This is a genomic window from Denitromonas ohlonensis (genome assembly GCF_007625205.1).
Taxonomy (GTDB): domain Bacteria; phylum Pseudomonadota; class Gammaproteobacteria; order Burkholderiales; family Rhodocyclaceae; genus Nitrogeniibacter; species Nitrogeniibacter ohlonensis.
Genome location: NZ_VMNI01000020.1, coordinates 124,077 through 149,299, shown reverse-complemented (window position 1 = coordinate 149,299; position 25,223 = coordinate 124,077). Strand labels below are relative to the sequence as shown.

The following is a 25,223-nucleotide window of genomic DNA, read 5'->3' as shown; positions in this document are numbered from 1 at the left end:
CGGCCAAAAACCGGCATCGCGCCCCCCGGGCAAAGCACGTACAATGGCCCCCGCCAAAACCGGCCGCCCCCTTCAGCGCCGCGGAATCCACCTCATGTCCGAACTCGAGCAGCCTCGCGAGAATGTCCAGGCGCACCTGAAAGAGGTGCAAGACCTGCTGCGCCGCCAGTCGCTGGTCGAGACCCTCGTGCACCGCCAGGAGATGCCCCGCCACGAGCTGGTGGACGCCTTGGTCCATCGCCAGCATGTGGCCGAGCTGACGCAAAAACTCGAAGAGCTGCACCCGGCCGACATCGCCTACATCCTCGAAGCGCTGCCGGTTGACGAGCGTCTCTTCGTCTGGGATCTGGTCAAGGCCGAGCGCGACGGCGAGATCCTGCTGGAAGTCTCCGATGCGGTGCGCGAATCGCTGATCGAGACCATGGCGCACGAGGAGCTCAAGGCCGCGGCCGAGCAACTCGACGCCGACGAACTGGCCGACCTCGCGCCCGACCTGCCCGACGCGGTGATGGAGGATGTGTACCTGTCGCTGGACGTGGAAGAGCGCGCCCAGTTGCGCGCCGCCATGTCCTACCCCGAAGGCACGGTCGGCGCGTTGATGGACTTCGACATGGTGACCGTCCGCGAAGATGTGCGCCTGGAAGTCGTGCTGCGCTACCTGCGCCGCTTTACCGAACTGCCCGACCATACCGACAAGCTCTATGTCGTCGACCGCGAAGAAGCCGTGCGCGGCGTGCTCTCGCTCAGGCGCATGCTGGTGTGCGACCCGGACGCACTGGTGTCGGAGATCATGAATGACGACCCGCTGCTGCTGCGCCCCGACGACAAGGCCGAGGACGCCGCCACCGCCTTCGAACGCTACGATCTGGTGTCGGCGCCGGTGGTCTCCTCCGACGACCGCCTTATCGGTCGCGTGACCGTCGCCGCAGTCGTGGATTACATCCGCGAAGAATCCGAAGCCGAACTGCTCAATCAGGCCGGTCTGCGCGAAGAAGAAGACATCTTTGCCCCGGTGCTCGACTCGGTGCGCAACCGCTGGGCCTGGCTGGCGGTCAATCTGGTCACCGCTTTCATCGCCTCGCGGGTGATCGGCGTCTTCGAAGGCGCCATCGAGAAACTGGTCGCCCTCGCCGCACTGATGCCCATCGTGGCGGGCATTGGCGGCAACTCCGGCAATCAGACCATCACCATGATCGTGCGCGCCATGGCCGTCGGCCAGATCAGCCACGAGAGCGGCAAGCGCCTGCTCAAAAAGGAAGTTGGCGTCGCCCTGATCAATGGCCTGGTGTGGGGCGGCCTGCTCGGCGTGATGGCCTGGTTGTTGTACAGCAACGCCGAACTCGGCCTGGTGATGACGCTGGCGACCACGCTCAATCTGCTGCTGGCCGCCAGCATGGGGGTCATCATCCCCACCACCATGCAGCGCCTCGGACGCGACCCGGCCCTCGGCGCCAGCGTCATGATCACCGCCTGTACCGACTCAGGCGGCTTCTTCATCTTCCTTGGGCTGGCCTCGATTTTTTTGCTTTAGGGCCTCCGCCAGAAAGTCCACCGATCTCGCGATCACCTCCGGCGCGCGCAGGATCCGATGGTGCCCGTAGCCGTGAGTGGCCATCGTCTCGCTCCCCGGCCAGGCGGCATGCAGTCGTGCCAGATGGCTGAAGTCGACCTCCGAGTCATCCTCGTCATGCACAAACAGGGCACGCGTGCGCGCCACGGGCAGGTCGCGCAAGGCATCCATTTCAGCGATTGGCACATAGCGACGCTCCAGTCGGCCGCGTAGCGAGTGATGCGCCCGCCGCCCCAGGCCAACCCGCCGAGACAAACTTTTCAGGTGGATGTCGAAGGAGCCCGGCGAGCCAATCAACACCAGGGCATCCACCGGCAAGCCCTCGCGCACCGCATGCAAGGCACTGGCGGCGCCCATCGAATGCGCCACCACGGCCGCCACATCGGGCACCACCGCCATCACCGCTCGCAAGCCGGCAATGAAGTCGGGCAAGATCCCCGCCTGGCCATCGCTGTCGCCATGGCCAGGCTGGTCGAATACGCTGACCGCAAACCCACGCGCCAGCAAAGCCGGCACCCAGGCGGCCAATTGCGCGCCATACCCGCCCCAGCCATGCACCAGCACCACGCGCCGCCGCCCGGCCTCGCCGAAATGCCACACCGCCATCGCGTGGCCGCCCACGCTCAAGGTCTCGCGCTGGCCCCAGGCACTGAGCACCTCACCCGCCCGCCCCCGTTTGCGTGGTGGTCGAAGCAGCAGCGCCTCGGCCTTGCCCGCCGTCCAGCCCGGAAACAGCCGCGCGCTGAGCGATACCCAGCGGCGTTGCGCGGGGGTCAGCAATTCAATACGATCGGTCGTGCTATTTTTTGGCAAAGTTTTCATCATGCCTCTCTCTGTCAGATCGCCTATCCCGGACGGGATCAGTGGGTTGCCGGTATCGTCCGGCTACGTGAAATCAGGTCGTTGAAGCTGCGCAGCGCCATGGCGCGCGTGTTCGCATCGGAGAGCAGGCGTCGCCGGTAGTAGGTAACGAAAACAATGCCCAGCATGTCGAACACGAACTGACTCAGATCGAGATCGGCACGGAACTCGCCCTGCTCCACCGCCAGGCGCACGGTGCGCGTGAGCTCTCGTTCCAGCTGCCGATAATGGGCAATCACCACGTCGCGCACCGGGCCGGGCTTGTCATCGAATTCCAGCGCGGCCGATTGCAAGGGGCAACCGCCGCCCCAGCCGCCCCGGTCGACCCAGGTCAGCCAGTTGCCGAGCAAGGCGTCGAGACGCGGCACCCCGCGTGGTGCCTTGAGCGCCGGCAGGAAGACCAGCTCGGTAAAGCGTGCGGCCGCCGCCTCGATGGCGGCGATCTGCAAGTCTTCGCGTGAGCCGAAGTGGGCGAACAGTCCGCTCTTCGACATGCCGACCCGATCAGCCAGCGCCCCGATCGACAGCGACTCGAAGCCTGCTTCGCAAGCCATGGCCACTGCCGCATCGAGGATGGTTTGTCGGGTACGTTCGCCTTTGTTCATGCGCTCACACTATAGAACGATCGTTCTTTTATCAAGGCTTTTACGCCGCCATGCCGGCAAACACCCGATCCGCTGCCGCGATGGTAGCGTCAATGTCCACCTCGGTATGGGCGGCCGAGACAAAGCCGGCTTCGAAGGCCGAGGGCGCAAAGTAATGGCCCGCGTCGAGCATGGCATGGAAGAACTGGTTGAAGCGGTTGCGATCAGAGGCCATCACGTCAGCAAAGGACTGCGGCAACGCGTCGGCGAAATACAGTCCGAACATGCCACCGAAGGATTGGGCGCAGAAAGTGACGCCGTGGCGTTTGGCAGCAGCCTGCAGGCCCTCGACCAGTTGCACGGTGCGCGCTTCGAGCGCTTCGTAAAAGCCCGGCGCCTGGATCAATTTGAGCGACGCCAGTCCGGCAGCGACGGCCACCGGACTGCCAGACAGTGTGCCGGCCTGATACACCGAACCGAGCGGCGCGATCTTTTCCATGATGTCGCGACGGCCACCAAAGGCACCCACCGGCATGCCGCCACCGATGACTTTGCCCAGGGTGGTGAGGTCCGGCGTGATGCCGACCAGACCTTGCACACCTTGCGGGCCAACGCGCAGACCGGTCATCACTTCGTCAAAAATCAGCACGGTGCCATGCGCGGAGCACAGCTGGCGCAGCAGATGCAGGAAGCGGTCGCTCGGGCGGATCAGGTTCATGTTGCCGGCGAAGGGCTCGACGATAACCGCGGCGATGCTGTCGCCCTTGGCGCGGAAGGTTTCTTCGAGCTGCTCGGGGTTGTTGTAGTCGAGCACCAGGGTGTGCTTGGCGAAGTCCTCGGGCACGCCACCGGAGGACGGGTTGCCAAAGGTCAGCAGACCGGAGCCGGCCTTGACCAGCAGGCAGTCGGCGTGGCCGTGGTAGCAGCCTTCGAACTTGATGATGGTGTCGCGGCCGGTAAAACCACGCGCCAGACGAATGGCGCTCATCGTTGCCTCGGTGCCGGAGCTGACCAGGCGCACCATGTCGAGGCTGGGCAGATGCGCACACAGCTCCTCGGCAATCTCCACTTCCGCCTCGGTCGGCGCGCCAAAGGACAAGCCCTTCAGCGCCGCCTCGCGCACCGCCTCGACGATGGCCGGGTGGGCGTGACCGGCGATGGCCGGGCCCCAGGAGCCAACATAGTCGATATAGGCCGCGCCGTCGGCATCCCACATGCGTGAGCCTTCGGCCCGCGCGATGAAGCGCGGGAAGCCGCCGACCGACCCGAAGGCGCGCACCGGAGAATTAACGCCGCCGGGGATCACGGTTTGGGCGCGATTGAACAAGGTTTCGTTTCGGCTCATGAGTTCTTCCAGATAAGGTGTTCTTGAATCCGCAGTTCGCGGTCAGGGCCTGGCGGGCGGTGTCGCACCATCAAACAGGGCGCCATACGCCGCCGCGCGCGCGGCCACATCGGCCGCCATGAAAACATCACTGATCACCGCAAGCAAGTCCGCACCCGCTGCGACCAGCGGCGCGGCGTTCTCCAGCGTGATGCCACCGATGGCCGCGACCGGCACCGCGCAACGCTGGCGCGCCAGCGACAGCACGGCCGGCGTGGCGACCACCGCCTGCGGTTTGCTTGGCGACGGAAACATGGCGCCAAAGGCCACATAATCGGCGCCGAGCACCTCGGCGGCCTCCGCCCGCGCCACATCGTTGTAGCAGGTCACGCCGAGCATCCGGTCGGCGCCCAGGCATTCGCGCGCCCTCTCGAGCGCGCCGTCGTCCCGGCCAAGATGCACGCCGTCGGCCTCGACACGCAGCGCCAGTTCGAGATCGTCGTTGACGATGAAGGGCACACCCGCGCGCCGGCAAAGTGCAGCGAGCCGCGAGGCCTCGTTCAGCCGCCGGGCGGCGTCCGTCGACTTGTTGCGGTATTGCAGCAGAGCCGGCTGCCCCGCCAACGCGGCGTCAACCGCGCTGAAGAGGCGCGCGCTGTCGTCCCAGTCGGGGGTCACCAGATACAGGCCGCGCATCGGGGGTGTCGCGACGCTCATTTGCGCGTCCCGCGACCAGGCACCGCAGTGCCCATGCCCAGGCGGAAGTGTCGGCCTTCGGCGGCATGCGCACAACGCAGCGCTGCCTGCACGGCAGCGGGGACACCCTGCCCCTCGGCCAGGCCGGCCGCCAGCGCCGCCGACACGGAACTGGCCAGGCCCAGCACCGGCACCGAAGCGCGCTCGAACACATCACGACGAACCACACCCGACGACCCATGCAAAACGTGCACCACCTGCACGCCGGCAGCACCGCCGAGCAACAACACATGGTCCGCACCCGTCGCACACAAGGCGGCACCGAGGTCTTCGACGCTCAACTGCGACTCGTCCCCCTCAAACGCCGAGCTCACCAGGCGACGGCACACGGCGACATCACCCACCAGCACAGCCGCCTGCGGCAACAAGAGTTCGATCGCAGCAGACAAGGGGGAGTCGTCGGTGTCATCTTCGTTCAGAATCAACGACGGCGCCTCGATCACGAGCGGCACGTTCCCGTAGTCAGACACCAGCCCGGCCAGCGCCACCACCATATCAACCGAGCCTGGCAAGGTCAGCTTGATCGCGGCAACCGGCGCGTCTTCGAGAATCATCCGCGCCTGCTCAAGCACGAGCTCGGGGTCAAGCGCGATGCGCGCGTCGAATTGCGCGGTGTCACGCAGGCACATTTCCGAAACGACACTCAGCGGATAGGCCCCCTGCGACGCGATGGTCAGGACATCGGCAGTCACGCCGGCAGCGGAGGTCGGGTCGGCCGGGCCGACAACTAGAACAGCAGCAACATGACGCATTGATGTCTCCCGCCTCGAGCCGGGCGGACCGCCGCGCACTGGCATGCGCAGCAAAATACGGTAAGATGCCGCAAATTTTAGCATCCCGCGCCCATCTCAGCGTGAGCGAGCCGTTACCGCGGAATCGGGACAAGAACACACACGAGACACGAGCTTCCTTTTCCGCCGGCGCCCCCCGCTGGCGGAGCAGGACGACTCGGACGAGGCAGACGCGAACACCGATGCTCGAGACTGATTTCAAGACCTACATGTGCCTGATCTGTGGCTTTATTTACGATGAAGCCGCCGGACTCCCAGACGAAGGCATTGCGCCCGGAACACGCTGGGAAGACATTCCCCCGAACTGGAATTGCCCCGAGTGCGAAGCGCGCAAGGAAGATTTCGAAATGGTCGAAATCTAAACTTTCGCTCAAGATGCGAAATGATTGTCCGATAGTGATACACGACAAGACTTCGTGCAGCGCTCCATGAGCAGCGCAAACCGATACGCAGGGTGACTATGGTTGATCTGACCGGACTGAAAGTAATGGTGATTGACGACAGCAACACCATTCGACGCAGTGCTGAGATTTTTCTCGCGCAGGCGGGCTGCCAGGTGGTGCTCGCCGAAGACGGTTTCGACGCCCTCGCGAAGATTGCCGACCACCGACCCGATGTCATTTTTGTCGACATCATGATGCCGCGCCTCGACGGCTATCAGACCTGCGCCCTGATCAAGAAAAACGCCCGCCTCACCAAGACCCCGGTCATCATGCTGTCCTCCAAGGACGGCCTGTTCGACCGGGCGCGCGGCCGTATGGTCGGCTCCGACGAATACCTGACCAAACCTTTTACCAAGGACAGTCTGCTGCGGGCCGTAGCCACGCATGGCACGCCCCTCCAATCCACCGAGTGAGTTGAACTTCCATGCCGATCAAGAAAATTCTCATCGTCGACGACTCCCCGACGGAGCGTTACGCACTGAGCGAAGCGCTGACCAAGAACGGGTACCAGGTCATCACCGCCGAAACCGGCGAAGAAGGCATTGCCAAGAGCAAGAGCGAACTGCCCGACCTGATCCTGATGGATGTGGTCATGCCGGGCATGAACGGCTACCAGGCCACGCGCACCATTTCGCGCGACGAAGCCACGCGTTCCATTCCGGTCATCATCTGCACTACCAAGGGTCAGGAAACCGACAAGATCTGGGGCATGCGTCAGGGCGCCTACGACTACCTCGTCAAACCGGTCGACCACACCGAGTTGCTGGCCCGCATCAAGGCCATCGGCTGAGCCGCCCCGCATGGCCAAGCGCATCAGCCTCAGAGAATTTCAGGAAAGCCTTGTCCGACGCCTCGCCGATGCACAATCGGCGCCGCGGCGCGACCTGCTGGGCCTGACCGCCGGCGGCGAACAATGGCTGGTTGACCTGGCTGACGCGGGCGAAATCCTGTCCGTCCCGCCGCTGGCGAGCGTCCCGCTCACCCAGCCGTGGTTCCGCGGCCTGGCCAATGTGCGCGGCACGTTGTTCGGGGTCATCGACCTGTCAGCCTTCTGCGGCGGCCCCACCACCTCGCTGGCCGGCACCGCCCGGCTCGTCCTGATCGGCGCCCGACACGGCGCCAACTGCGCCTTGCTGGTCAGCAACACAGTCGGCCTGCGCAGCCCCGAAGACTTTGAACCCGGTGACACACCGGAAACCCCCGTGGCGTGGATTCCTCGCCATGTGAACGATCTGCACGGTCGCCGCTGGAAGCACATCGACGTCCCGCAGCTGCTCACGAACACCGAATTCCTCGAAGCAAGCGCAGTTTGACTTCGCCTTCTTTCTGACCTCGCCCATCCACACGGAGCGAACGCCATGGCAACAACGACCACCTCTTCCCTGAAAGGCGCTGCCGCCCAGGACCCCACCATCATGGAGTCCGAGGCCTCGCAAAAAGCCGGCAACGCATCGGCCGCGCGCCCAGGGTTGGCCATCTTGGGCAAACGCCCGATCGCCGATCAGCTTCGCTTGCTGGGCGCGGTCCTGCTCGTGCTCGTCATCGCCCTCGGCGTCCTGATCTACCAGCAGACGCAACAGGCGGCCAACGCCACGTCCTACCTGTTCGCCGCCGGTGAAATGCGCATGCTCTCGGAGCAGACCGCCAAGTCCGGTCAGCTCTCGCTGCAAGGGGATGCCGCCGCGTTTGCCGAACTTCGCAACGGCCGCGCTGAATTCGACCGTCTCCTCGCCGCCGTCACCACCGGGGGCCAGGTCAGCCCGGCCAAAGCCGACAGCGCCGTGCCGGCCAGCCCTGCCCCGTTCGCGGCGCCGCTCGAGAGTCTGGCCGCCATCTGGGCCAAGACCGACAAAGACACCCAGTTGCTGCTGGCGCAAGAGAAGAACCTCACCACGCTCAGCACCTCGGTGGAAACCATTAACGAAAAGAACGCGCTACTGCTCGACATCACCGAGCAAGTGGCCGCGCTCAAGCTGCAAGGCGGCGCCAGCGCCCGCGAAATCGCCACCGCCAACCGTCTGGTGATGCTGACCCAGCGGATCGCCAAGAACGCCAACGCGCTGCTCGTGGCCGACGCCATCGACCCCGAAGTGGCCTTCCTGCTCGGCAAGGACACCAACAGCTTCCGCGAGATTCTCGGTCAGCTCAAAGAGATGACGCCCGATGGCACCACCCGCGGAAAACTCGCCGAACTCGAAACCGTCGCTAACGAAAGTCTGGCCGCGGTCTCCGGCATTCTCGGCAACATTCAGTACCTGGTGCAGGCCAAGCAGGCCGGCCGCCGAATCATCGACAACGCCCGCCCGCTGTCCGAGCAGGCCAACCAGCTGACCAGCAGCTACGCCGATTACTACGGCGGTTTCGGTACCCTGCCGCTGGCCATTGCCGTCATTGGTGCGCTGGCCGTGCTGACCCTGATCGCCATGGTGAAAATGTATCGTGACGACCTCGGCGCCCGACAGCTCGAAGCCGAAGGCCAGAAGAAGTCTGCCGAAGACGAGCGGAACCAGACCCAGCAAGCCATTCTTCGCCTGATGAACGAAATGGGCGATCTGGCCGACGGTGACTTGACCATCCGCGCCACGGTGACCGAAGACATCACCGGCGCCATTGCCGACTCGGTGAACTACACGGTTGAAGAACTCGCCGTGCTGGTGCGCCGAATCAACGACGCTGCCGGCCGCGTGACCAGCGCTACCGAGGCTGCCCGCCGCACCTCCAACGAGCTACTCAGCGCCGCCCAGCGACAGTCCGAAGAACTCGAAGAAGTGGGCGATACCGTGCAGTCAATGGCGCGCTCCATGACCGAAGCCTCCGAACTCGCCATGCAGTCCGCCCAGGTGGCGCGCCGCTCGCTCGATTCGGCCAACAAAGGCCGTGACGCGGTGGAAAACACCATCAAGGGCATGAACGAGATTCGCGAAAAGATCCAGGAAACCTCCAAGCGCATCAAGCGTCTGGGCGAGTCGTCCCAGGAGATTGGCGAAATCGTGGAACTGATTTCGGACATTACCGAACAGACCAACGTGCTCGCCCTCAACGCCGCCATTCAGGCCGCCTCCGCCGGTGAAGCCGGCCGCGGCTTTACCGTGGTTGCCGAAGAAGTGCAGCGGCTGGCCGAACGCTCGGCCGAAGCCACGAAGCAGATCTCGGCGATTGTGAAGACCATTCAGACCGACACGCAGGACGCGGTGTCCGCCATGGAAACCGCCACCCGCGACGTGGTGGCCGGAGCCGCCCTGTCCGACTCTGCCGGTCAGGCCCTGGTCGAGATCCGCAGCGTGTCGTCCGAAACCGCCTCGCTGATTGAACAGATTTCCACCGACACGCAACGCCAGGCCGCCAGCGCCACCCGCGTGGCCGAGTCGATGCGCGGCATCCAGGCCATTACCGAACAGACCACCCGCGGCACCAAGCAAACCGCCGTATCCATTGGCGAACTGGCCGATCTGGCCGTCGAACTGAAAGGGTCCGTTTCCGGCTTCAAGGTTTGATCCGGAACGCCCGCGCCACGAGGCAGCACGCATGAGTCATGTCATTGAGCACGACCTTGGCCCCCTGACCTGGGTCAAGGGAGAAATCGACCAAGCGCTCGCTCGCGCCCTGGAGGCCATCGACAAGGCCGTTGCCGACGAGGAGCGCACGACCCAATTGCAGTTTGCGCAATCGCATCTGCACCAAGCGCGCGGCGCCTTGTCGATTATCGGTCTGGACGGCCTGACCCAGTTTGCCGACAGCGTCGATAAACTGCTGGGCGATCTGGCCCGCGGCGAGCCCGAATTCTCCAATGAGCTGGCCGACCTGTGCCGCCGTGCCATCGCCGCCATCGGAAATTATCTGGACGAGCTGACCCACGGCGCGCCCGACCAGGCCCTGCGCCTGGCCCGCCTGCACGCGCGTATCGCGCTGGCCCGCGGTGTGGAGGCTCCGAGCGAAGGCGATCTGTTTTTCCCCGACCTGAGCACCAGCGTCCCCCGCCGCGTCGCACCGCAAACACTCGACAGCGCCACCGAAACCCGCTTGCTGCGCGGCCTGCGCATCCAGTTCCAGCGCGGCATGCTTGCCTGGATCAAAAAGCCCGACAATCCGGCCGGCCCGATGCAGATGCGCGATGCCGTCGCCGGCATCGAATCACGCCAGACCCAGTCGAACAGCCGCGCGCTGTGGCTGGCGGCCACCGCTTTCTTTGACGCGCTGGCCGAAGGCCATGTGCAGAACTCGCCCTATATTCGCCGCCTCGGGAGCCGGATCGACGCACAGATCCGCCGCTTGCTGGCCGGGAGCGGGCAAGTCTCCGAGCGCCTGCACCGAGACGCCCTATACGTGGTGGCCCGCGCCCCGGCCACCACGCCGCTCATCAAGGCACTCCACGCGCTGTACCGGCTTCCCGCCCTTTTGCCGCCGCCCAATGCCGCGATCAGCGAACAACCCCTGGCGCCGCTGCTGGCGGACTTGCGCGGCCAGCTCGGCCTTGCCAAAGAAGCCTGGGATCAGTTCGCCGAAGGCACGGCCGCCGCCCTGCCAAACTTCGAAGATCGCATGGGTTCGTTGGCCGCTGCCGCACGCAAACTCGGCCGCCCCGCCTTCGTGCGCCTGATGACCACGCTATCGGCCTTCGCGCAGTGGCTGCGCAAAGACCCCTTGCGCCTCAGTGAGGCCATTTCCATGGAAGTGGCCTCGGCCCTGCTGCTGGCCGAAAACGCACTCAATTCCGGCCGCGTGCCCGATCCGGCATTCTCGACCCAGGTCGAAGAGTCGATCGTGCGCATCGAAGCCTGCTCGCGCGGCGAATCGGTCGCCAAAAGCGAAGTCAGCGATGCCGCCCGGATGGCCCAGGAGCACAGCGCGGTTGCCCAACTGTGCAAGGAAATGCAGGTCAGCCTGGCGCAGGTCGAACAAGCGCTCGACAGCTTCTTCCGCCACCCCGAGAAGCGCGAGGTGCTCTCCGGCATCCGCGCGCCGGTGCAGCAAGTCGAGTCCATTCTCACCCTGCTCGACGAGCAGGATGCCCACAATGCGCTGAGCGATTGCGAAGCCATGATTGCCCAGTTTCTGGACACCGAGCAGACGCCCGACACCGAACTGTTCGAGCCGCTCGCCGACCAACTCTCGGCGCTGGGCTTCTATATCGACAGCCTGCGCCGCGGACGCCCCGAGCGCCACCATCTGGTGGGCTATGTCGAAGACGACACCGCCGATGCCGATAGCGCGAACACGGCGACCTCAGCGCCCGACGCCACACCAGCGCTGCCGACGGCCGACGTTCCCCTGCCGGATCTGCCCAGCAGCGCCGACACACCTGCCACCGAGCCGGAGACCGAGCCGGGTCCGCAAGCGCTTGAGCCCGTCGTCGAACCCGCCATTGAGCACGAAGAGGATCGCCCCGAAGCGCCCGTGCCGGTGCCTGCCCCCTCTGCCGAAGCCAGCCAGCTGCTGGCCGCCAGCGATGAAGAAATCGACGCCGAACTGCTCGAGATCTTCATCGAAGAAGCCCGCGAAGTCCTCGGCAACATTGCCACCAATCTGGCTGCCTCGCGCGCCAACCCGGCCGATGCCGACGCGCTGACCATCGTCCGCCGCGGTTTCCATACCCTGAAAGGCTCCGGCCGCATGGTCGGTCTCAACGCCTTGGGTGAAGCCGCCTGGTCGATGGAGCAGGCACTCAACCGCTGGCTGCAATTCGACTGGTCGCCCACCCCGGCGCTGCATGCCCTGCTTGGCGAATCGCACGGCGTCTTCTCCGCCTGGGTGGATCAGCTGGTGGCCGGTGGCAGCACCGCCTACGACGCTCAGCGCATGGTGGCCGAAGCCACGCGCCTGATGAGTATCGAGCGCCCCGAAGACAGCGAACAGTCGCCGGGCGAAGACGCCCCGACGCTGGACGACATTGAAGCCGCCGCTGACAGCGCAACAGAACACGCACTGCCCGAGGCCGACGACACCTCCGGTCCTGACACCGAGGTCGGCACCTCGACAGAAACACCGAGCGATCTGTCACTCGACCTGACCGACACCGACCTCGACATCTCCGATCTGGAAAGCACCGACCTGTCGCTGCCGACACTCGACGGCCTTACCGTCGACGAAGGCCCCGACGACAGCCCGCTGGAGCCTATCGTGGCTGACGACAGCGCCACGGCCTCCGACGCTGACGACGAAGAACTCGCCGATCTCGAACTGCTCGAAGACATCGACGCCCCGGCCATCGCCGACGCACCCACCGACACCGAAGCGGCCATTGACGCAGCGGCAAGCACAATCGAACCCGCTGCCGACATGACCGTCGCCAGCGACGCCGCGCCGGATGCCGAACGCATGCCTGAGCCTGAGCCTGAGCCTGAGCCTGAGCCTGAGCCTGAGCCTGAGCCTGAGCCTGAGCCTGAGCCTGAGCCTGAGCCTGAAGCCCCCGTCGAGAGCGACACGCTCACGGTCGGCGGCGTGACGCTCTCGCGCCCGCTCTATCAGCTCTATATCAACGAAGCACGTCAGCATCTCGCCACGCTGCACCGCGAGATCACACAGCTTCAAGCCAACCCCACCCGCATGCCGCAGGAAGAAGCCCTGCGCGCGGCGCACACCCTGGCCGGCATTTCCGGCACGGCCGGGTTCAACGGTGCCCTCAGCCTCGGGCGCGCACTCGAACACGCCTTCGCCCGGCTGATCGACACCGAGTGCACCCCCAGTGCAGAACAAACCGCCGTCCTCGGCACCGCCTCCGATACGCTGGATGCGATGGTCAGCGAAATCATCAAAGGCATCGAGCCGCTGCCCGCGCCCATGCTGGAGACGCAGCTCGACGCCCTGCTACGCCCCAGCGCCGAACCCGACAGCACGACGCCCGCCCCAGCCGACGAGGCCGCCGCCGTACTCGACGCCCCCGACAGCACCACCCTGGCCGCCACCGACGCGCCCGCCGCACCCGCCGGGTACAACCCGCCGCCGGAGCCGGAAGTTCTCGATGTTCACGACGACATCGACGAACAGCTCTTGCCGATCTTCCTTGAAGAATGCTCGGATCTGTTGAGCGAACTGGGCGCTGCGCTGCGCAGCTGGCGTGCCGAGCCCGCCGACGCCGAGGCAGCCGCCGCCGTCGCCCGCTTGCTGCACACCCTCAAGGGCAGCGCGCGCATGACCGGGGCGATGAGCCTCGGCGAGCACCTGCACGCCCTCGAAAGCCGCCTTGAAGTCAGCGAAACGGCCACCGACGAGCTATTCGACAGCCTCGACCAAGGCGCCGACATCGCGCAGCAGTATCTGGATCGCCTGGCGCATGGCCTGCCCATGCTTGAGACACCCGATGCCGCAGCCCCCGAAGCGGAGTCCGTCGCCATCACCGCCGACGACGTTGGCGCCGCCACCAGCGGCACCCTGCGGGTGCGCGCCGATCTGGTCGACCGCTTCGTCAACGACGCGGGCGAAATCGGCATCACCCGAACCCGGGTCGAAGGCGAACTGCGCACTCAGCGCCGCGCCCTGCTCGACCTGACCGAAAACGTCATTCGCCTGCGCAACCAGCTGCGCGAACTCGAAATCCAGGCCGACACGCAGATGCAAACCCGCATCGCGCAGGCCGAGTCCGAGCACGCCGAGTTCGACCCGCTCGAGATGGACCGCTACACCCGGCTGCAGGAACTGACCCGGATGATGGCCGAGAGCGTCAACGACGTCACCACCGTGCAGCACACCTTGCTGCGCAACCTCGACGGCGCCGACGCCGCCCTGACCTCGCAAGGCCGGCTCAACCGCGACCTGCAGCAGGCGCTGATGTCGGTTCGCATGACGCCCTTCGACAGCCTCGCCGACCGCCTCTACCGCGTGGTTCGCCAGAGCGCCAAAGACCTCGGCAAGCGTGCCAACCTCGACCTGCGCGGTGGCCGTATCGAGCTCGACCGCTCGGTGCTCGAACGCATCACCAGCCCGATCGAACACTTGCTGCGCAACGCCATTGCCCACGGCATCGAAACGCCCGAGGCACGCAAGGCCGCCGGCAAACCAGAGATCGGCGAAATCCAGCTGACCGTTCGCCACGAAAGCAACGAAGTGGTCATCGACATGATCGACGACGGCGCCGGTCTCGATTTCGCGCGCATTGAAGCCCGTGCCCGCGAAAACGGCCAGCTTGGCCCCGACGACATCGCCGACGAAAGCCGCCTCACCAACCTGATCTTCCTGCCCGGCTTCTCGACGGCGGGCAGCCTGTCGGCCGTGTCGGGCCGCGGTGTGGGCATGGACGTGGTCAAGTCCGAAACCGCCTCCGTCGGCGGCCGCATCGATGTCACGTCCACGCCGGGCAACGGCACCCGCTTCCGTCTCTATCTGCCGCTCACACTGGCGGTCACGCAGGCGCTGCTGGTGCGCGCCGCCGGACGCACCTATGCCATTCCGTCAAACATGGTGGCGCAGGTGATGGAACTCAAGGCTGCCCCGCTGGCCGCCCTGCAGGCCGAAGGCGGCACGACCTGGCAAGACAACGACTACCGCTACCGCTACCTGCCGCGGCTGCTCGGCGACAACGACACCCAGCCCGAGGCGCAACGCTTCAACTGGGTGCTGCTGCTGCGCTCTGGCACCCAGACGCTCGCGCTGCATGTCGACGCGCTGCGCGGCAACCAGGAAATCGTGGTCAAGAAGGCCGGCCCGCAGCTTGCCCGTCTGGTGGGCTACACCGGCGCCACCGTGCTTGGCGACGGCGAGATCGTACTCATCATCAACCCGGTCGCACTGGCCGGCGCGCAGGCCAGCCAAGGCACCGACACCGCCCTGCCGGTCACCAAAGCGGTCGCCGCCAGCGTCGAACCCACGGTGATGGTGGTCGATGACTCGCTGACCGTGCGCAAGATCACCGGCCGCCTGCTCGAACGCGAAGGCTTCCGCGTGGTCACCGCCAAGGATGGTGTCGATGCGCTCGAACAGCTGCTCGACACGCTGCCGGACGTCATCCTGTCGGACATCGAAATGCCGCGCATGGACGGCTTCGACCTGGCGCGCAATATCCGCAACGATGCGCGCCTCAAGGCCGTGCCGATCGTCATGATTACCTCGCGACTGGCCGACAAGCACCGCGAGTACGCGCGCCAGATCGGCGTCGATCACTACCTCGGCAAACCCTATCAGGAAGAAGAACTGCTCGCCCTGATTCGCGAATACACCGGCCCCGCCAAACACTGACCCACCGCAGGCCGACGCATCACGATGCGTCGGCCAATGCCTTATCGGCCGGTGTGACTGCCCGAAACCGGGCCAGGGTTCGTGCGCGCGCTTCGGCGTGATCGACAATCGGTGCCGGATAGGTCTCACCGATCCGGATGCCGAGCGCCGATTGCGTCAGGGGCGGCAGCGTCCACGGCGCATGGATGTCGCGATCCGGCACCGCCGCCAGTTCCGGCACATAGCGCCGGATGAACGCGCCCGCCGGATCAAATTTTTGCGACTGCGTGACCGGATTGAAGATGCGAAACCACGGCTGCGCATCGCAGCCTGTCGACGCCGCCCACTGCCATCCGCCATTGTTTGCCGCCAGATCGTAGTCGATCAGCTGCTGCGCGAAATAGCGCTCGCCGGCACGCCAGTCGATCCCCAGGTCCTTGGTCAGGAAGGACGCCGCGATCATGCGCAGCCGGTTGTGCATGTAGCCACTCTGATTGAGCTGGCGCATCGCCGCATCGACCAGCGGGTAACCGGTTTGCCCGGCACACCAGGCCGCAAAGCCCTCCGGCCAGTCGTCCCACTGCAGGGCGTCATAAACCGGCCGGTAACAATGATCGACCACCTCGGGCCGATGCCACAACACCATCTGGTAGAACTCCCGCCAGATCAACTCACTCAACCAGGTTTCCGCGCCCTGCCCACCCTGAAACGAGGCATAGCTCGCCAGCTGGCGGATCGACACCGTACCGAAGCGCAGGTGCGCCGACAGATAGGACACGCCTTTTCGCGCCGGGAAATCGCGCAACGCTCGATACCTGTCGATGCGATCCCGAAAATCGGCGAACAAGGCTTCGCCGCCTGACATGCCGGTCGGCATCGGCAGGCTGGCCAGATTGCCCGCCGAGAAACCGATCGCATCCAGTGTCGGCAGCGCCGCGCCGGCGGGCGGCGGACGCAACGCCGCAAGGTGATCTCCCACCGGATACGACTGCAGTCGATCCGGCGTCAGCGCCGCCTGCCATGCACGCCGATACGGCGTGAACACACTGTACGGCGTGCCGCCCTTGGTCAGGATCTCGTCCTGCTCGAAGATGACCTGATCCTTGAAGTCGTGCAGCGCCCGCCCCGCTGACGCCAAGGCTTTCGCCACGGCCGCGTCTCGCGCGATGGCCTGCGGCTCGTAGTCACGATTGACATACACCGCGTCGGCGCCAAGTGCTTCCGCCAGTCGGGGCACTTCGTCGACAGCCCGGCCGTGACGCACCACCAGGCCGCCGCCGGCGGCGCGCAAGGCCGCATCCAGCTCGACCAGCGCGGCATGAATAAAGCCCACCCGACGATCCTCGCGCGAGGGGAGCGCATCGAGAATATCGCGGTCGAACACGAACACACAGAACACCGACTCGTAGTCACGCAACGCGTGATACAAGGCCGCGTGATCGAAATGACGCAGATCGCGCCGGAACCACACCAATGCTTTTTGCCCCATTCATCCTGCTCCTTACCGTGCTTCAGTGTAAATTGTGGCTGACAAGGCGCCCAACCGGGTGCGCTGCGCTTTCCCCGGAAAATCCGTGCGTTTAAAATGCACGGTGTGACGACCCCCGACATGAACCTGACCCACCACTTCCTGATCGCCATGCCCAGTATGGCGGACACCAATTTTGCCCGCACGCTCACCTATATTGCCGAGCACAACGACGGCGGTGCGCTTGGCGTGATCGTCAATCGCCCCATCGACATGAGCCTGGCCACGCTGTTCGAGCGCGTCGACATGGCACTTGAGAGCGACCGCTACGCCCAGCAGCCAGTCTATTTTGGCGGCCCGGTGCAAACCGATCGTGGCTTCGTACTGCATCGCCCGGCCGGCGACTGGAGCGCCACGCTCAAGGTTAACGACGAAGTCGGCCTGACCAGCTCAAAAGACATTCTCCAGGCCATGGCCACCGAAGGCTGTGATCTGGACGTGCTGGTCACCCTCGGCTACGCCGGCTGGGATGCCGGCCAGCTCGAACAGGAACTGGCCGACAACGCCTGGCTGACCGCGCCGGCCGATCTGAGCATCGTCTTCGACCTGCCCGCCGAAGAGCGCTTTGCCGCCGCCATGCAGCTGCTCGGCATCGACTTTGCCAATCTGTCCGAGTCTGCCGGTCATGCCTGAGGGCGCGGCGCGGCCCGCGCGCGGCTCGCTGCTCGGCTTTGATTTCGGCTTGGCACGCGTCGGCATCGCCGTCGGCGAATTCGAAACCGGCCGCGCCAATGCCTTGACCACCCTCACCGTCGAAGCCAATGCCGCACGCTTCGAGGCCATCGCCCGCCTGATCGACGAATGGCGACCGGTGCAGCTGGTGGTCGGCCTGCCGCTGTCGGAAGACGGTACGCCGCAAGAACTCACCCCGCGCTGTCGTCGCTTTGCCAATCAACTGGGCGGCCGCTTCGGCCTGCCCGTGGCCCTCATCGACGAGCGCTTCAGCTCGGCCGAGGCCGAGCGCCAGCTGGCCGAGGCCGGCCAGCGCCGCTGGGCCGACCGCAAACCGGTGCTCGACGCCGTGGCCGCCCAAATCATTCTTCAGTACTACCTGGACCAAACCGCCCATGCCCCAACTGCCTGACGCAGACACCCTGTTTGCGGCGCTGATCGAACAGATGGCGCCCCATGTTAACGACGACACCGCCCTGGTCGGCATCTACACCGGCGGCGCCTGGCTGGCCGAGCGGCTCCACGAGGCGCTCGGCATCCGCCACCCGCTGGGCACCATCGACGTGTCCTTCTACCGCGACGACTACGCCGCCAAGGGGCTGCACCCGCAGCTGCGCCGCTCCGACATCCCCTTCGACATGGAAGGCCGTTCGGTCATTCTGGTCGACGATGTGCTGTTTACCGGCCGCACCACCCGCGCCGCGCTCAACGAGCTGTTCGACTACGGCCGCCCCGCACGGGTCGATCTGGCCGTGCTGGTCGACCGCGGTGAACGCCAATTGCCCATCGCCGCCCGCTTCTGCGGCCACACCCTGGCCACACCACTCGGTGGCAAGCAAAATCTGCAACTCGAAAAAGCCGACAACGGCAGCCTGTCCCTGAGGTTGATCGATGCATAATCCCCAACTCAACGCCCACGGCGAACTCCAGCACCTGCTGTCCCTCGACGGACTCCCGCGCGAGATTCTCACCGCCATTCTCGACACCGCCGAACCCTTCACCGAAGTGGCCGAACGCGAGATCAAGAAGCTGCCCATCCTGCGCGGCAAGAGCATCTTCAACCTGTTCTTCGAAAACTCGACGCGTACCCGCACCACCTTCGAGATCGCCGCCAAGCGCCTGTCGGCCGACGTCATCAACCTCAACGTGGCGACCTCCTCCACCAACAAGGGCGAAACCCTGCTCGACACCGTCGACAACCTGTGCGCGATGCAGGCCGACATGTTTGTGGTGCGCCACGCCTCCAGCGGCGCGCCCTACCTGATCGCCGAGCACCTGCACAACACCCGCCGTCACGACATCCATGTCATCAACGCCGGCGACGGCCGTCATGCACACCCCACGCAGGGGCTGCTCGACATGTACACCATCCGCCACTACAAGCAGGACTTCACCGGTCTGGTGGTCGCCATCGTCGGCGACGTGCTGCACTCGCGGGTGGCGCGCTCGCAGATCGCCGCGCTGACCACGCTGGGGGTGCCCGAGGTGCGGGTCATCGGCCCGAAAACACTGATGCCCACCGACCTGAACAAGCTCGGCGTACGCGTCTTCCACGACATGCGCGAAGGCCTGCGCGATGTCGACGTGGTGATGATGCTGCGCCTGCAAAACGAGCGCATGAGCGGCCCGCTGCTACCCAGCGGCCAGGAGTTTTTCAAGGTCTGGGGGCTCACCCCCGAAAAACTCGCCGTCGCCCGCCCCGACGCCATCGTGATGCACCCCGGGCCCATGAACCGCGGCGTCGAGATCGACTCGGCCGTCGCCGATGGTACCCAGGCCGTCATTCTCCCGCAGGTCACCTTCGGCATTGCCGTCCGCATGGCTGTCATGAGCATGCTGGGCAGCAACTGAGCCCGCACAGAATTCGAGCACATTCATGAAGATCCATATCGCCAACGGCCGACTCATCGATCCGGCCCATGACATCGACCAGCAGCAAGACGTGTACATCGCTCGCGGCAAGATCGTCGGCATCGGCAGCGCGCCCGACGATTTTGTTGCCACGCAAACCATCGACGCCACCGGCAAGATCATCTGCCCCGGCCTGGTCGACCTCGCCGCCCGGCTGCGCGAGCCCGGCTTCGAGTACCTCGCCACGCTGGAATCCGAAATGGAAGCCGCCATGGCCGGCGGCGTCACCAGCCTGGCCATCCCGCCGGACACCGACCCCCCGCTGGACGAACCCGGCCTGGTCGAAATGCTGTGCTATCGCGCCAAAAAGCTCAACCGCGCCCACGTGTATCCGGTCGGCGCGCTCACCGAGCGGCTCGAAGGCAAGCGCCTGTCCGAAATGGCCGAGCTGGTCGACGCGGGCTGCGTCGCCTTCAGCCAAGCCAACACCCCCATCGTCGACACCCAGGTGCTGTTCTGCGCGCTGCAATACGCCGCCACCTTTGGCTATCGCGTATGGCTGCAGCCCATCGCCCCGCGCTTTGGTCACGAAGGCGTCGCGCATGACGGCGAAGTCGCCACCCGCCTCGGCCTGCCCGGCATTCCCACCGCCGCCGAAACCATCGCGCTGTTCACCTATATCGAACTCGCCCGCCTGACCGGCGCCAAGCTGCACATCACCCGCCTGTCCAGCGCCGAAGGCCTGGCACTGGTGCGCGCGGCGAAGGCCGAAGGGCTGGACATCACCTGTGATGTTTCGATCAACCATCTGCACCTGTCCGACATGGACATCGGCTACTTCAACGCCCACTGCCGCCTCAACCCGCCGCTGCGCAGCCAGCGCGACCGCGACGCACTGCAAGCCGCCCTGGCCACCGGCGATATCGACGCCCTGTGCTCCAACCATTCGCCCATCGACGACGACGCCAAGCAGGTGCCCTTCTCCGAAGCCGAGCCAGGCGCCACCGGCATCGAACTGCTGCTGCCGCTCGCCCTGAAATGGGGCCAGAGCCACAAACTCAGCTTGCTCGAAACACTGCGCCGCGTCACCATCAATCCGGCGCGAATCATCGGCTCCAAGGCGGGGCAATTGAGCCTCGGCGCGCGGGCGGACATTTGTATTTTTGATGCGGAAGGCGAAACCACCGTCACCCGCGAACGACTGCGCAGCCAAGGCAAGAACACGCCGTTCCTGGGCCACAACCTGCCTGGCAAGGTCTGCTACACCGTGGTTGAGGGCAAGGTGATGTACGCCGAGCCCTGAAGAATCCACACCCTCTCGCGCGCGTGAGACGAAATTCACCATGGCAGCATCGCAATTTGTTGCGCCGCAACAAAAAACGCGCTATGGTTGAGCCGTCTCCTCCACGCGCAACAATTTGGTGTGGATTCAGCCCGGGTCTCTGGCCCGGGCTTTTTTTCGTAGCATGCCTGAATGAGCGGGCTGAAACCGCTGCTCGCGCCCGCCAGCAAAGCACCAGCCAAATACCCGGTTAGGCCCGCCCTTCTGACTTGTCACGCTCGCGCAAGCGCAGCACACGCCGCTGCACCTTGCCGGTGGTGGTCATCGGCAGGGCATCAAGAAACTCGATTTCTTTGGGATATTCATAGGGCGCCAGCTGGTCACGCACATGCTGCTGCAGTGCATCAATCAGCGCCGGACTGGGCGAGAAGCCCTCGGCCAGCACCACAAAGGCTTTGACCACCGCGCCACGCTCCGGGTCCGGTTTGGGCACCACGGCGGCGTTGGCGACGGCCGGATGCTTGACCAGACAGTTCTCCACCTCGCCCGGCCCGATCCGGTAGCCGGCGGCCTTGAACACATCATCGGCGCGACCCTTGTACCAGAGGTAGCCCTCGGCATCCTGAGTGGCCAGATCGCCGGTTCGGCACCAGCCCTCGACGTACTTTCGCTCGGTGGCCTCCGGGTTCTTCCAGTAGCCCAGGAAAAACACCGGGTCGGGGTCACCGTGAATGTCCTGGCGATGCACCGCCACCTCGCCCTCTTCGCCCGGCGGGAGCACCTGCCCGGCGTCGTCGATCACCGCCACGCGGTGGCCGGGGTAGGCGCGGCCCATCGAGCCGGGTCGCGCCGGCCATTCGGTGGCGCTGTTGCCCACGATGTAGTTGATCTCGGTCTGGCCGAACATTTCATTCACCGTCACGCCCAGCGCCGACTGGCACCAGTCGAACACCGCATCGCCCACCGCCTCGCCAGCGCTCATGATGGCGCGCAGGTGCAGATCAAATTCGGTGCGTGGCGCCGGGAAGGCCTTCATCATGGCCTTGAGTGCGGTGGGAAACAAAAAGGTGTGCGTGACCCGGTAGCGCGCCATCAGCGAGAACGCAGTCTCGGGCGAGAAACGGCCGCTGTACGCGACAATCGGCTGACCGAAGTACAGCGTGGGCAGCAGCGCATCCCACAGGCCGCCGGTCCACGCCCAGTCGGCCGGCGACCAGAACACCGCGTCGACCTGCGGAAACCCGTTCTGACTGGCCACAAAGCCCGGCAGATTGCCGAGCATGGCGCGATGCGGCACCAGCGCGCCTTTGGGCGCACCCGTGGTGCCGCTGGTATAGATCAGCACCGCGGGGTCATCTGGCGCGGTGATTTCACACGGGAATTCATCGCTCGCCGCGGCCAGCAGGGCCGTCCAGTCCAGCGCGTCTTCCGCCGCGCAATCGACACAAATGAGCGTAGTCAGCGCGGGACACTCGGCGCGCACCGCGCTCAGCGTATCGACGCCGCGCGCATCGACAATCGCCGCCACCGAATGGCTGTCTTGCAGGCGATAGGCCATGGCCTCCGGCCCGAACAGGGTCGACAGGGGCATGGCGACCGCACCGAGCTGAAACAGCGCCATCAAGGACACCGCGGCTTCGAAGCGCTGCGGCATGACTATCGCTACCCGATCACCGGCCTGTATGCCCCGCGCACGCAAGACATTCGACAAGCGGTTGGCCGCCCGCATCAGATCAATATAGCTGTAGCTGGCCTGAGCCCCGTCGGCGTCTTCAGACAGAATCGCGATACGCTCGGGGGCGTCCGCCCATCGCCGGCAGCACGCGTCGGCAATATTGAATACGTGGGGAATTTTCCAGCGATGCGCGGCGTAGCGCTCCGCATAAGTATCCGGGACCATGCGCAATCTCCCTGGGGGCTCTGAAAACACGGCGATGAGTCGCAGCCTATCACGCGCGCGGGGCGCTAGCCGAGGGCGGCCAGCCGGGCTTTGAGCGCCGCATCGGCACCCTCAATGCGAACGCGCTTCGCCCGCGCACAGTGCCCGCTGACCAGCGTCACGGCGCTTTTGGGCAGTCCGGAAAACTTCGCCAGAAACGCGATCAGCGCCGCGTTGGCTTTGCCGTCGACCGGCGGCGCAGCGAGGCGCAGCTTCATTGCCTCGCCATGCAAACCAACAAACTCGGTGCTTTTTGCGCCGGGCTGGATATGCAGGCTGAGCATCAACGCATGATCGCCGTCGGGGCGCAGCCAGACGCTCATCGGGCGAGCATCATCCCCGAGAAGCCGCCAGCAAAATTCGACAGCAGCATCAGCACGATCTGCAGCAGCAGCAACAGAATCAGCGGCGAGATATCCACATTGGCGATCGGCGGGATCACCTTGCGCAGGGGGCGCAGGAAAGGTGCTGACAAGCTGTAGAACAGCGGCGCCATCGGCGCATGCGGATTGACCCATGAAAACACGGCCGAGATCAGCACGATGCCGATCACCATATACACCATCATTTTCAGCACGCCGACCAAGCCAAGCCCCCACGAGCCCAGCAACAGCGCCGCCGGATTGCCATCCAGACTGGCGCCGAACACCATCAACTGCACCAGCACCACCAGCGTCTGGATCACCCAGGCCGGCACCAGACTGGCCAGATCCATACCAAATAAGCCGGGCAGCACCCGACGCAAGGGACGCACGCACCAGTCGGTGGTGGCCAGTACGAACTGGCCGAGCTGATTGTGAAAGCTCACCCGCTGCCACTGCATGAAGAAGCGCGCGAGCAGCATCAGCGTCGCAAAACTCGCCGCCGCTTCGATGAGAAAAAGAAAGAGATTCGACATCATGATTTCGTGCTCCTGCCCGACTCAGTCTGCGCCCAGCGCGTCGCCCAGTTCTTTGCCGCGGGCCTCGGCCGCATCCACCGCGCGACCGACCAGCCCGAGCAGATCGCCTTCGGCCATCACCGCCAATGCGGCCGCCGTTGTGCCGCCTTTGGATGTCACCCGCTCGCGCAGCACCGCCGGACCTTCATCGCTGTCAGCCGCCAGCCGGGCCGCGCCCAACACGGTGCCGATTGCCAGCTTGCGCGCCGTATCCGCATCAAAGCCCTGTGACACGCCGGCCGCCTCCAGCGCCTCGATAAAGTGGAACACATAGGCCGGCCCGCTGCCCGACACCGCGGTCACCGCATCCATCTGGGCTTCGGTATCGATCCACACAATCTCGCCGACCGAGGCCATGACCTGCCCGACCGCGCGCCGCTCAGCCTCGCTCACCGACGCATCGGCAAACAATCCGGTCACTCCCGCACCAATCAGCGCCGGCGTATTCGGCATGCAGCGCACCAGTCGCGAATAGCCCCCCAACCAGCGTGCCATGTCGCCCAGGCGCAGTCCGGCCGCGATGCTGACCACCACCTGATGGGTGAGCATGCCGGCCACTGGCGTCAGCGCATCGCGCATCTGCTGCGGCTTGACGGCCAGCACGAGGATGTCGCACGCCAGCGCCTCGGCATCGAGCGAGGCATGGGTGCGCACACCAAAGCGCTCACGCAGGCGCGCCCGCGCCTCTTCCTGCAACTCGACCACCGCGATATCTCCGGCCACATAGCCCTTGGCGAGCATGCCGCCGATCAAGGCCGCCGCCATGTTGCCGCCGCCCAAAAAACAAATTTTCATCATGGATTCCATTGTGGTTTCGTCACGCGCGTGCGCCGAAAATGGCCGTGCCAATACGTACCATCGTCGCGCCTTCGGCAATTGCGATTTCGAGATCATGGGACATGCCCATGGATAAAGTGTCCAGCGCCATCCCTGCGCCATTGAGCGCATCGCGCAAGGCGCGCACCTGAGCAAAGCGCTGTTTCAGCAAAGCGATGTCGTCCGTCGCTTCGGGAATGGCCATCAAACCGCGCAGACGCAAACCGGGCAACACGCTGACCGCCTGCGCGAGCGCAGCAAGCGCGTCCGGCGCCACCCCGCTCTTGCTCGCCTCGCCGCTCACATTCACCTGTAGACACACATTCAGCGGTGGCCGCGCCGCATCGCGCTGCGCCGACAAGCGCTCGGCGATCTTGAGTCGGTCGATACTGTGCACCCAGTCAAACGCATTCGCCACCAGGCGCGTTTTATTGCTCTGCAGCGGGCCGATAAAATGCCACGCCAAAGCCCGGTCCGCCAGCGCTGCGGCCTTGTCGGAGCCCTCTGGCACATAGTTTTCACCAAAGGCGCGCTGGCCGGCATCGGCTGCCTCGGCCACACATTTTGCCGGCCAGGTTTTGCTCACCGCGAGCAGCGCGATATCGCCCGGCGCACGTCCGCAGGCCTTCGCCGCTGCGGCGATCCGCGCGTTCACGGCTTGCAAGTTGGATGCGATTGATGTCATATAGAAATCGATTTGCCGTGGGGTCGCCGTAAAT

The 25,223-nt window shown here is 65.3% G+C and carries 23 protein-coding genes; 12 read left to right on the top strand and 11 right to left on the bottom strand.

Features of this window, described 5'->3' with window-relative positions; all coding sequences use genetic code 11:
* Positions 1-94: 94 nt before the first annotated feature.
* Entirely contained in the window at positions 95-1,531 is a 1,437-nt protein-coding gene (gene mgtE / locus FHP89_RS18190; protein WP_144179739.1) for a magnesium transporter, read from the top strand.
* Here mgtE and FHP89_RS18185 read toward each other — a convergent pair.
* The 5 genes from FHP89_RS18185 to FHP89_RS18165 are packed head-to-tail and all read right to left on the bottom strand — an operon-like array spanning position 1,481 to position 5,847.
* Positions 1,481-2,395, bottom strand: coding sequence for an alpha/beta hydrolase (locus tag FHP89_RS18185; protein WP_144179738.1), 915 nt, complete (start codon positions 2,393-2,395; stop codon positions 1,481-1,483). The two genes, mgtE and FHP89_RS18185, sit on opposite strands and share 51 nt — an antisense overlap.
* Positions 2,396-2,430: 35 nt before the next feature.
* A complete protein-coding gene (locus FHP89_RS18180; protein WP_144179737.1) occupies positions 2,431-3,036 on the bottom strand; it encodes a TetR/AcrR family transcriptional regulator in 606 nt (201 codons plus the stop codon).
* A 40-nt stretch (positions 3,037-3,076) separates the two neighbouring features.
* On the bottom strand, positions 3,077-4,360 hold the full coding sequence (hemL, locus tag FHP89_RS18175) for a glutamate-1-semialdehyde 2,1-aminomutase (RefSeq protein ID WP_144179736.1): 1,284 nt from the start codon (positions 4,358-4,360) through the stop codon (positions 3,077-3,079).
* A 42-nt stretch (positions 4,361-4,402) separates the two neighbouring features.
* A complete protein-coding gene (gene thiE / locus FHP89_RS18170) occupies positions 4,403-5,056 on the bottom strand; it encodes a thiamine phosphate synthase (protein WP_144179735.1) in 654 nt (217 codons plus the stop codon).
* Positions 5,053-5,847 (bottom strand): bifunctional hydroxymethylpyrimidine kinase/phosphomethylpyrimidine kinase, encoded by a 795-nt coding sequence (locus FHP89_RS18165; protein ID WP_186300415.1) that lies wholly within the window; start codon positions 5,845-5,847, stop codon positions 5,053-5,055. Before FHP89_RS18165 ends, thiE begins: the two co-directional genes overlap by 4 nt.
* 248 nt (positions 5,848-6,095) lie before the next feature.
* Here FHP89_RS18165 and FHP89_RS18160 point away from each other — a divergent pair, with 248 nt between their 5' ends.
* The 6 genes from FHP89_RS18160 to FHP89_RS18135 all read left to right on the top strand — a co-directional run bounded on the left by FHP89_RS18160 (position 6,096) and on the right by FHP89_RS18135 (position 15,497).
* Positions 6,096-6,248: a rubredoxin gene (locus FHP89_RS18160; RefSeq protein WP_144179788.1), complete on the top strand. Its 153-nt coding sequence runs from the start codon at positions 6,096-6,098 to the stop codon at positions 6,246-6,248.
* 98 nt (positions 6,249-6,346) lie between these two features.
* A complete protein-coding gene (pilG, locus tag FHP89_RS18155) occupies positions 6,347-6,742 on the top strand; it encodes a twitching motility response regulator PilG (protein WP_144179733.1) in 396 nt (131 codons plus the stop codon).
* Positions 6,743-6,753: 11 nt separating this feature from the next.
* Entirely contained in the window at positions 6,754-7,119 is a 366-nt protein-coding gene (locus FHP89_RS18150) for a response regulator transcription factor (protein WP_144179732.1), read from the top strand.
* Positions 7,120-7,129: 10 nt separating this feature from the next.
* Entirely contained in the window at positions 7,130-7,642 is a 513-nt protein-coding gene (locus FHP89_RS18145; RefSeq protein ID WP_144179731.1) for a chemotaxis protein CheW, read from the top strand.
* Positions 7,643-7,687: 45 nt separating this feature from the next.
* The gene (locus FHP89_RS18140) at positions 7,688-9,823 is read left to right on the top strand and encodes a methyl-accepting chemotaxis protein (RefSeq protein ID WP_144179730.1); all 2,136 of its coding nucleotides are present in this window, start codon (positions 7,688-7,690) and stop codon (positions 9,821-9,823) included.
* A gap of 31 nt (positions 9,824-9,854) precedes the next feature.
* Positions 9,855-15,497: a hybrid sensor histidine kinase/response regulator gene (locus FHP89_RS18135; RefSeq protein ID WP_144224979.1), complete on the top strand. Its 5,643-nt coding sequence runs from the start codon at positions 9,855-9,857 to the stop codon at positions 15,495-15,497.
* 19 nt (positions 15,498-15,516) lie between these two features.
* Here FHP89_RS18135 and FHP89_RS18130 read toward each other — a convergent pair whose 3' ends face one another.
* Positions 15,517-16,965, bottom strand: a complete 1,449-nt coding sequence (locus FHP89_RS18130) for a cryptochrome/photolyase family protein (RefSeq protein WP_144173823.1) — start codon at positions 16,963-16,965, stop codon at positions 15,517-15,519.
* A 96-nt stretch (positions 16,966-17,061) separates the two neighbouring features.
* On the opposite strand from FHP89_RS18130, the gene FHP89_RS18125 reads away from it, so the two are divergent.
* From FHP89_RS18125 to FHP89_RS18105, 5 genes are read left to right on the top strand one after another with little or no spacing between them, the layout of a single operon-like run.
* Positions 17,062-17,637 carry a YqgE/AlgH family protein gene (locus tag FHP89_RS18125; RefSeq protein WP_144173825.1) on the top strand — a complete coding sequence of 192 codons (576 nt, stop codon included), beginning with the start codon at positions 17,062-17,064 and terminating at the stop codon, positions 17,635-17,637.
* Entirely contained in the window at positions 17,630-18,088 is a 459-nt protein-coding gene (gene ruvX / locus FHP89_RS18120) for a Holliday junction resolvase RuvX (protein WP_144173827.1), read from the top strand. The genes FHP89_RS18125 and ruvX overlap by 8 nt, the downstream gene beginning before the upstream one ends.
* A complete protein-coding gene (pyrR, locus tag FHP89_RS18115; protein ID WP_144173830.1) occupies positions 18,072-18,575 on the top strand; it encodes a bifunctional pyr operon transcriptional regulator/uracil phosphoribosyltransferase PyrR in 504 nt (167 codons plus the stop codon). The genes ruvX and pyrR overlap by 17 nt, the downstream gene beginning before the upstream one ends.
* Complete coding sequence (locus FHP89_RS18110; RefSeq protein WP_144173832.1) at positions 18,568-19,527, top strand: aspartate carbamoyltransferase catalytic subunit; 960 nt, start codon at positions 18,568-18,570, stop codon at positions 19,525-19,527. Before pyrR ends, FHP89_RS18110 begins: the two co-directional genes overlap by 8 nt.
* Before the next feature lie 25 nt (positions 19,528-19,552).
* The gene (locus tag FHP89_RS18105; protein ID WP_144173834.1) at positions 19,553-20,830 is read left to right on the top strand and encodes a dihydroorotase; all 1,278 of its coding nucleotides are present in this window, start codon (positions 19,553-19,555) and stop codon (positions 20,828-20,830) included.
* Between the two features lie 229 nt (positions 20,831-21,059).
* Here the strand turns inward: FHP89_RS18105 and FHP89_RS18100 are convergent, their stop codons facing one another.
* From FHP89_RS18100 to FHP89_RS18080, 5 genes are all read right to left on the bottom strand, one after another.
* The gene (locus FHP89_RS18100; RefSeq protein WP_144173843.1) at positions 21,060-22,709 is read right to left on the bottom strand and encodes an acyl-CoA synthetase; all 1,650 of its coding nucleotides are present in this window, start codon (positions 22,707-22,709) and stop codon (positions 21,060-21,062) included.
* 65 nt (positions 22,710-22,774) lie between these two features.
* Complete coding sequence (locus FHP89_RS18095) at positions 22,775-23,071, bottom strand: DUF167 domain-containing protein (RefSeq protein ID WP_144173850.1); 297 nt, start codon at positions 23,069-23,071, stop codon at positions 22,775-22,777.
* Positions 23,068-23,649, bottom strand: coding sequence for a YggT family protein (locus FHP89_RS18090; protein WP_144173852.1), 582 nt, complete (start codon positions 23,647-23,649; stop codon positions 23,068-23,070). Before FHP89_RS18090 ends, FHP89_RS18095 begins: the two co-directional genes overlap by 4 nt.
* 21 nt (positions 23,650-23,670) lie before the next feature.
* Entirely contained in the window at positions 23,671-24,483 is an 813-nt protein-coding gene (proC, locus tag FHP89_RS18085) for a pyrroline-5-carboxylate reductase (RefSeq protein ID WP_144173854.1), read from the bottom strand.
* A gap of 22 nt (positions 24,484-24,505) precedes the next feature.
* A complete protein-coding gene (locus FHP89_RS18080; protein WP_144173857.1) occupies positions 24,506-25,189 on the bottom strand; it encodes a YggS family pyridoxal phosphate-dependent enzyme in 684 nt (227 codons plus the stop codon).
* Between the last annotated feature and the right edge of the window lie 34 nt (positions 25,190-25,223).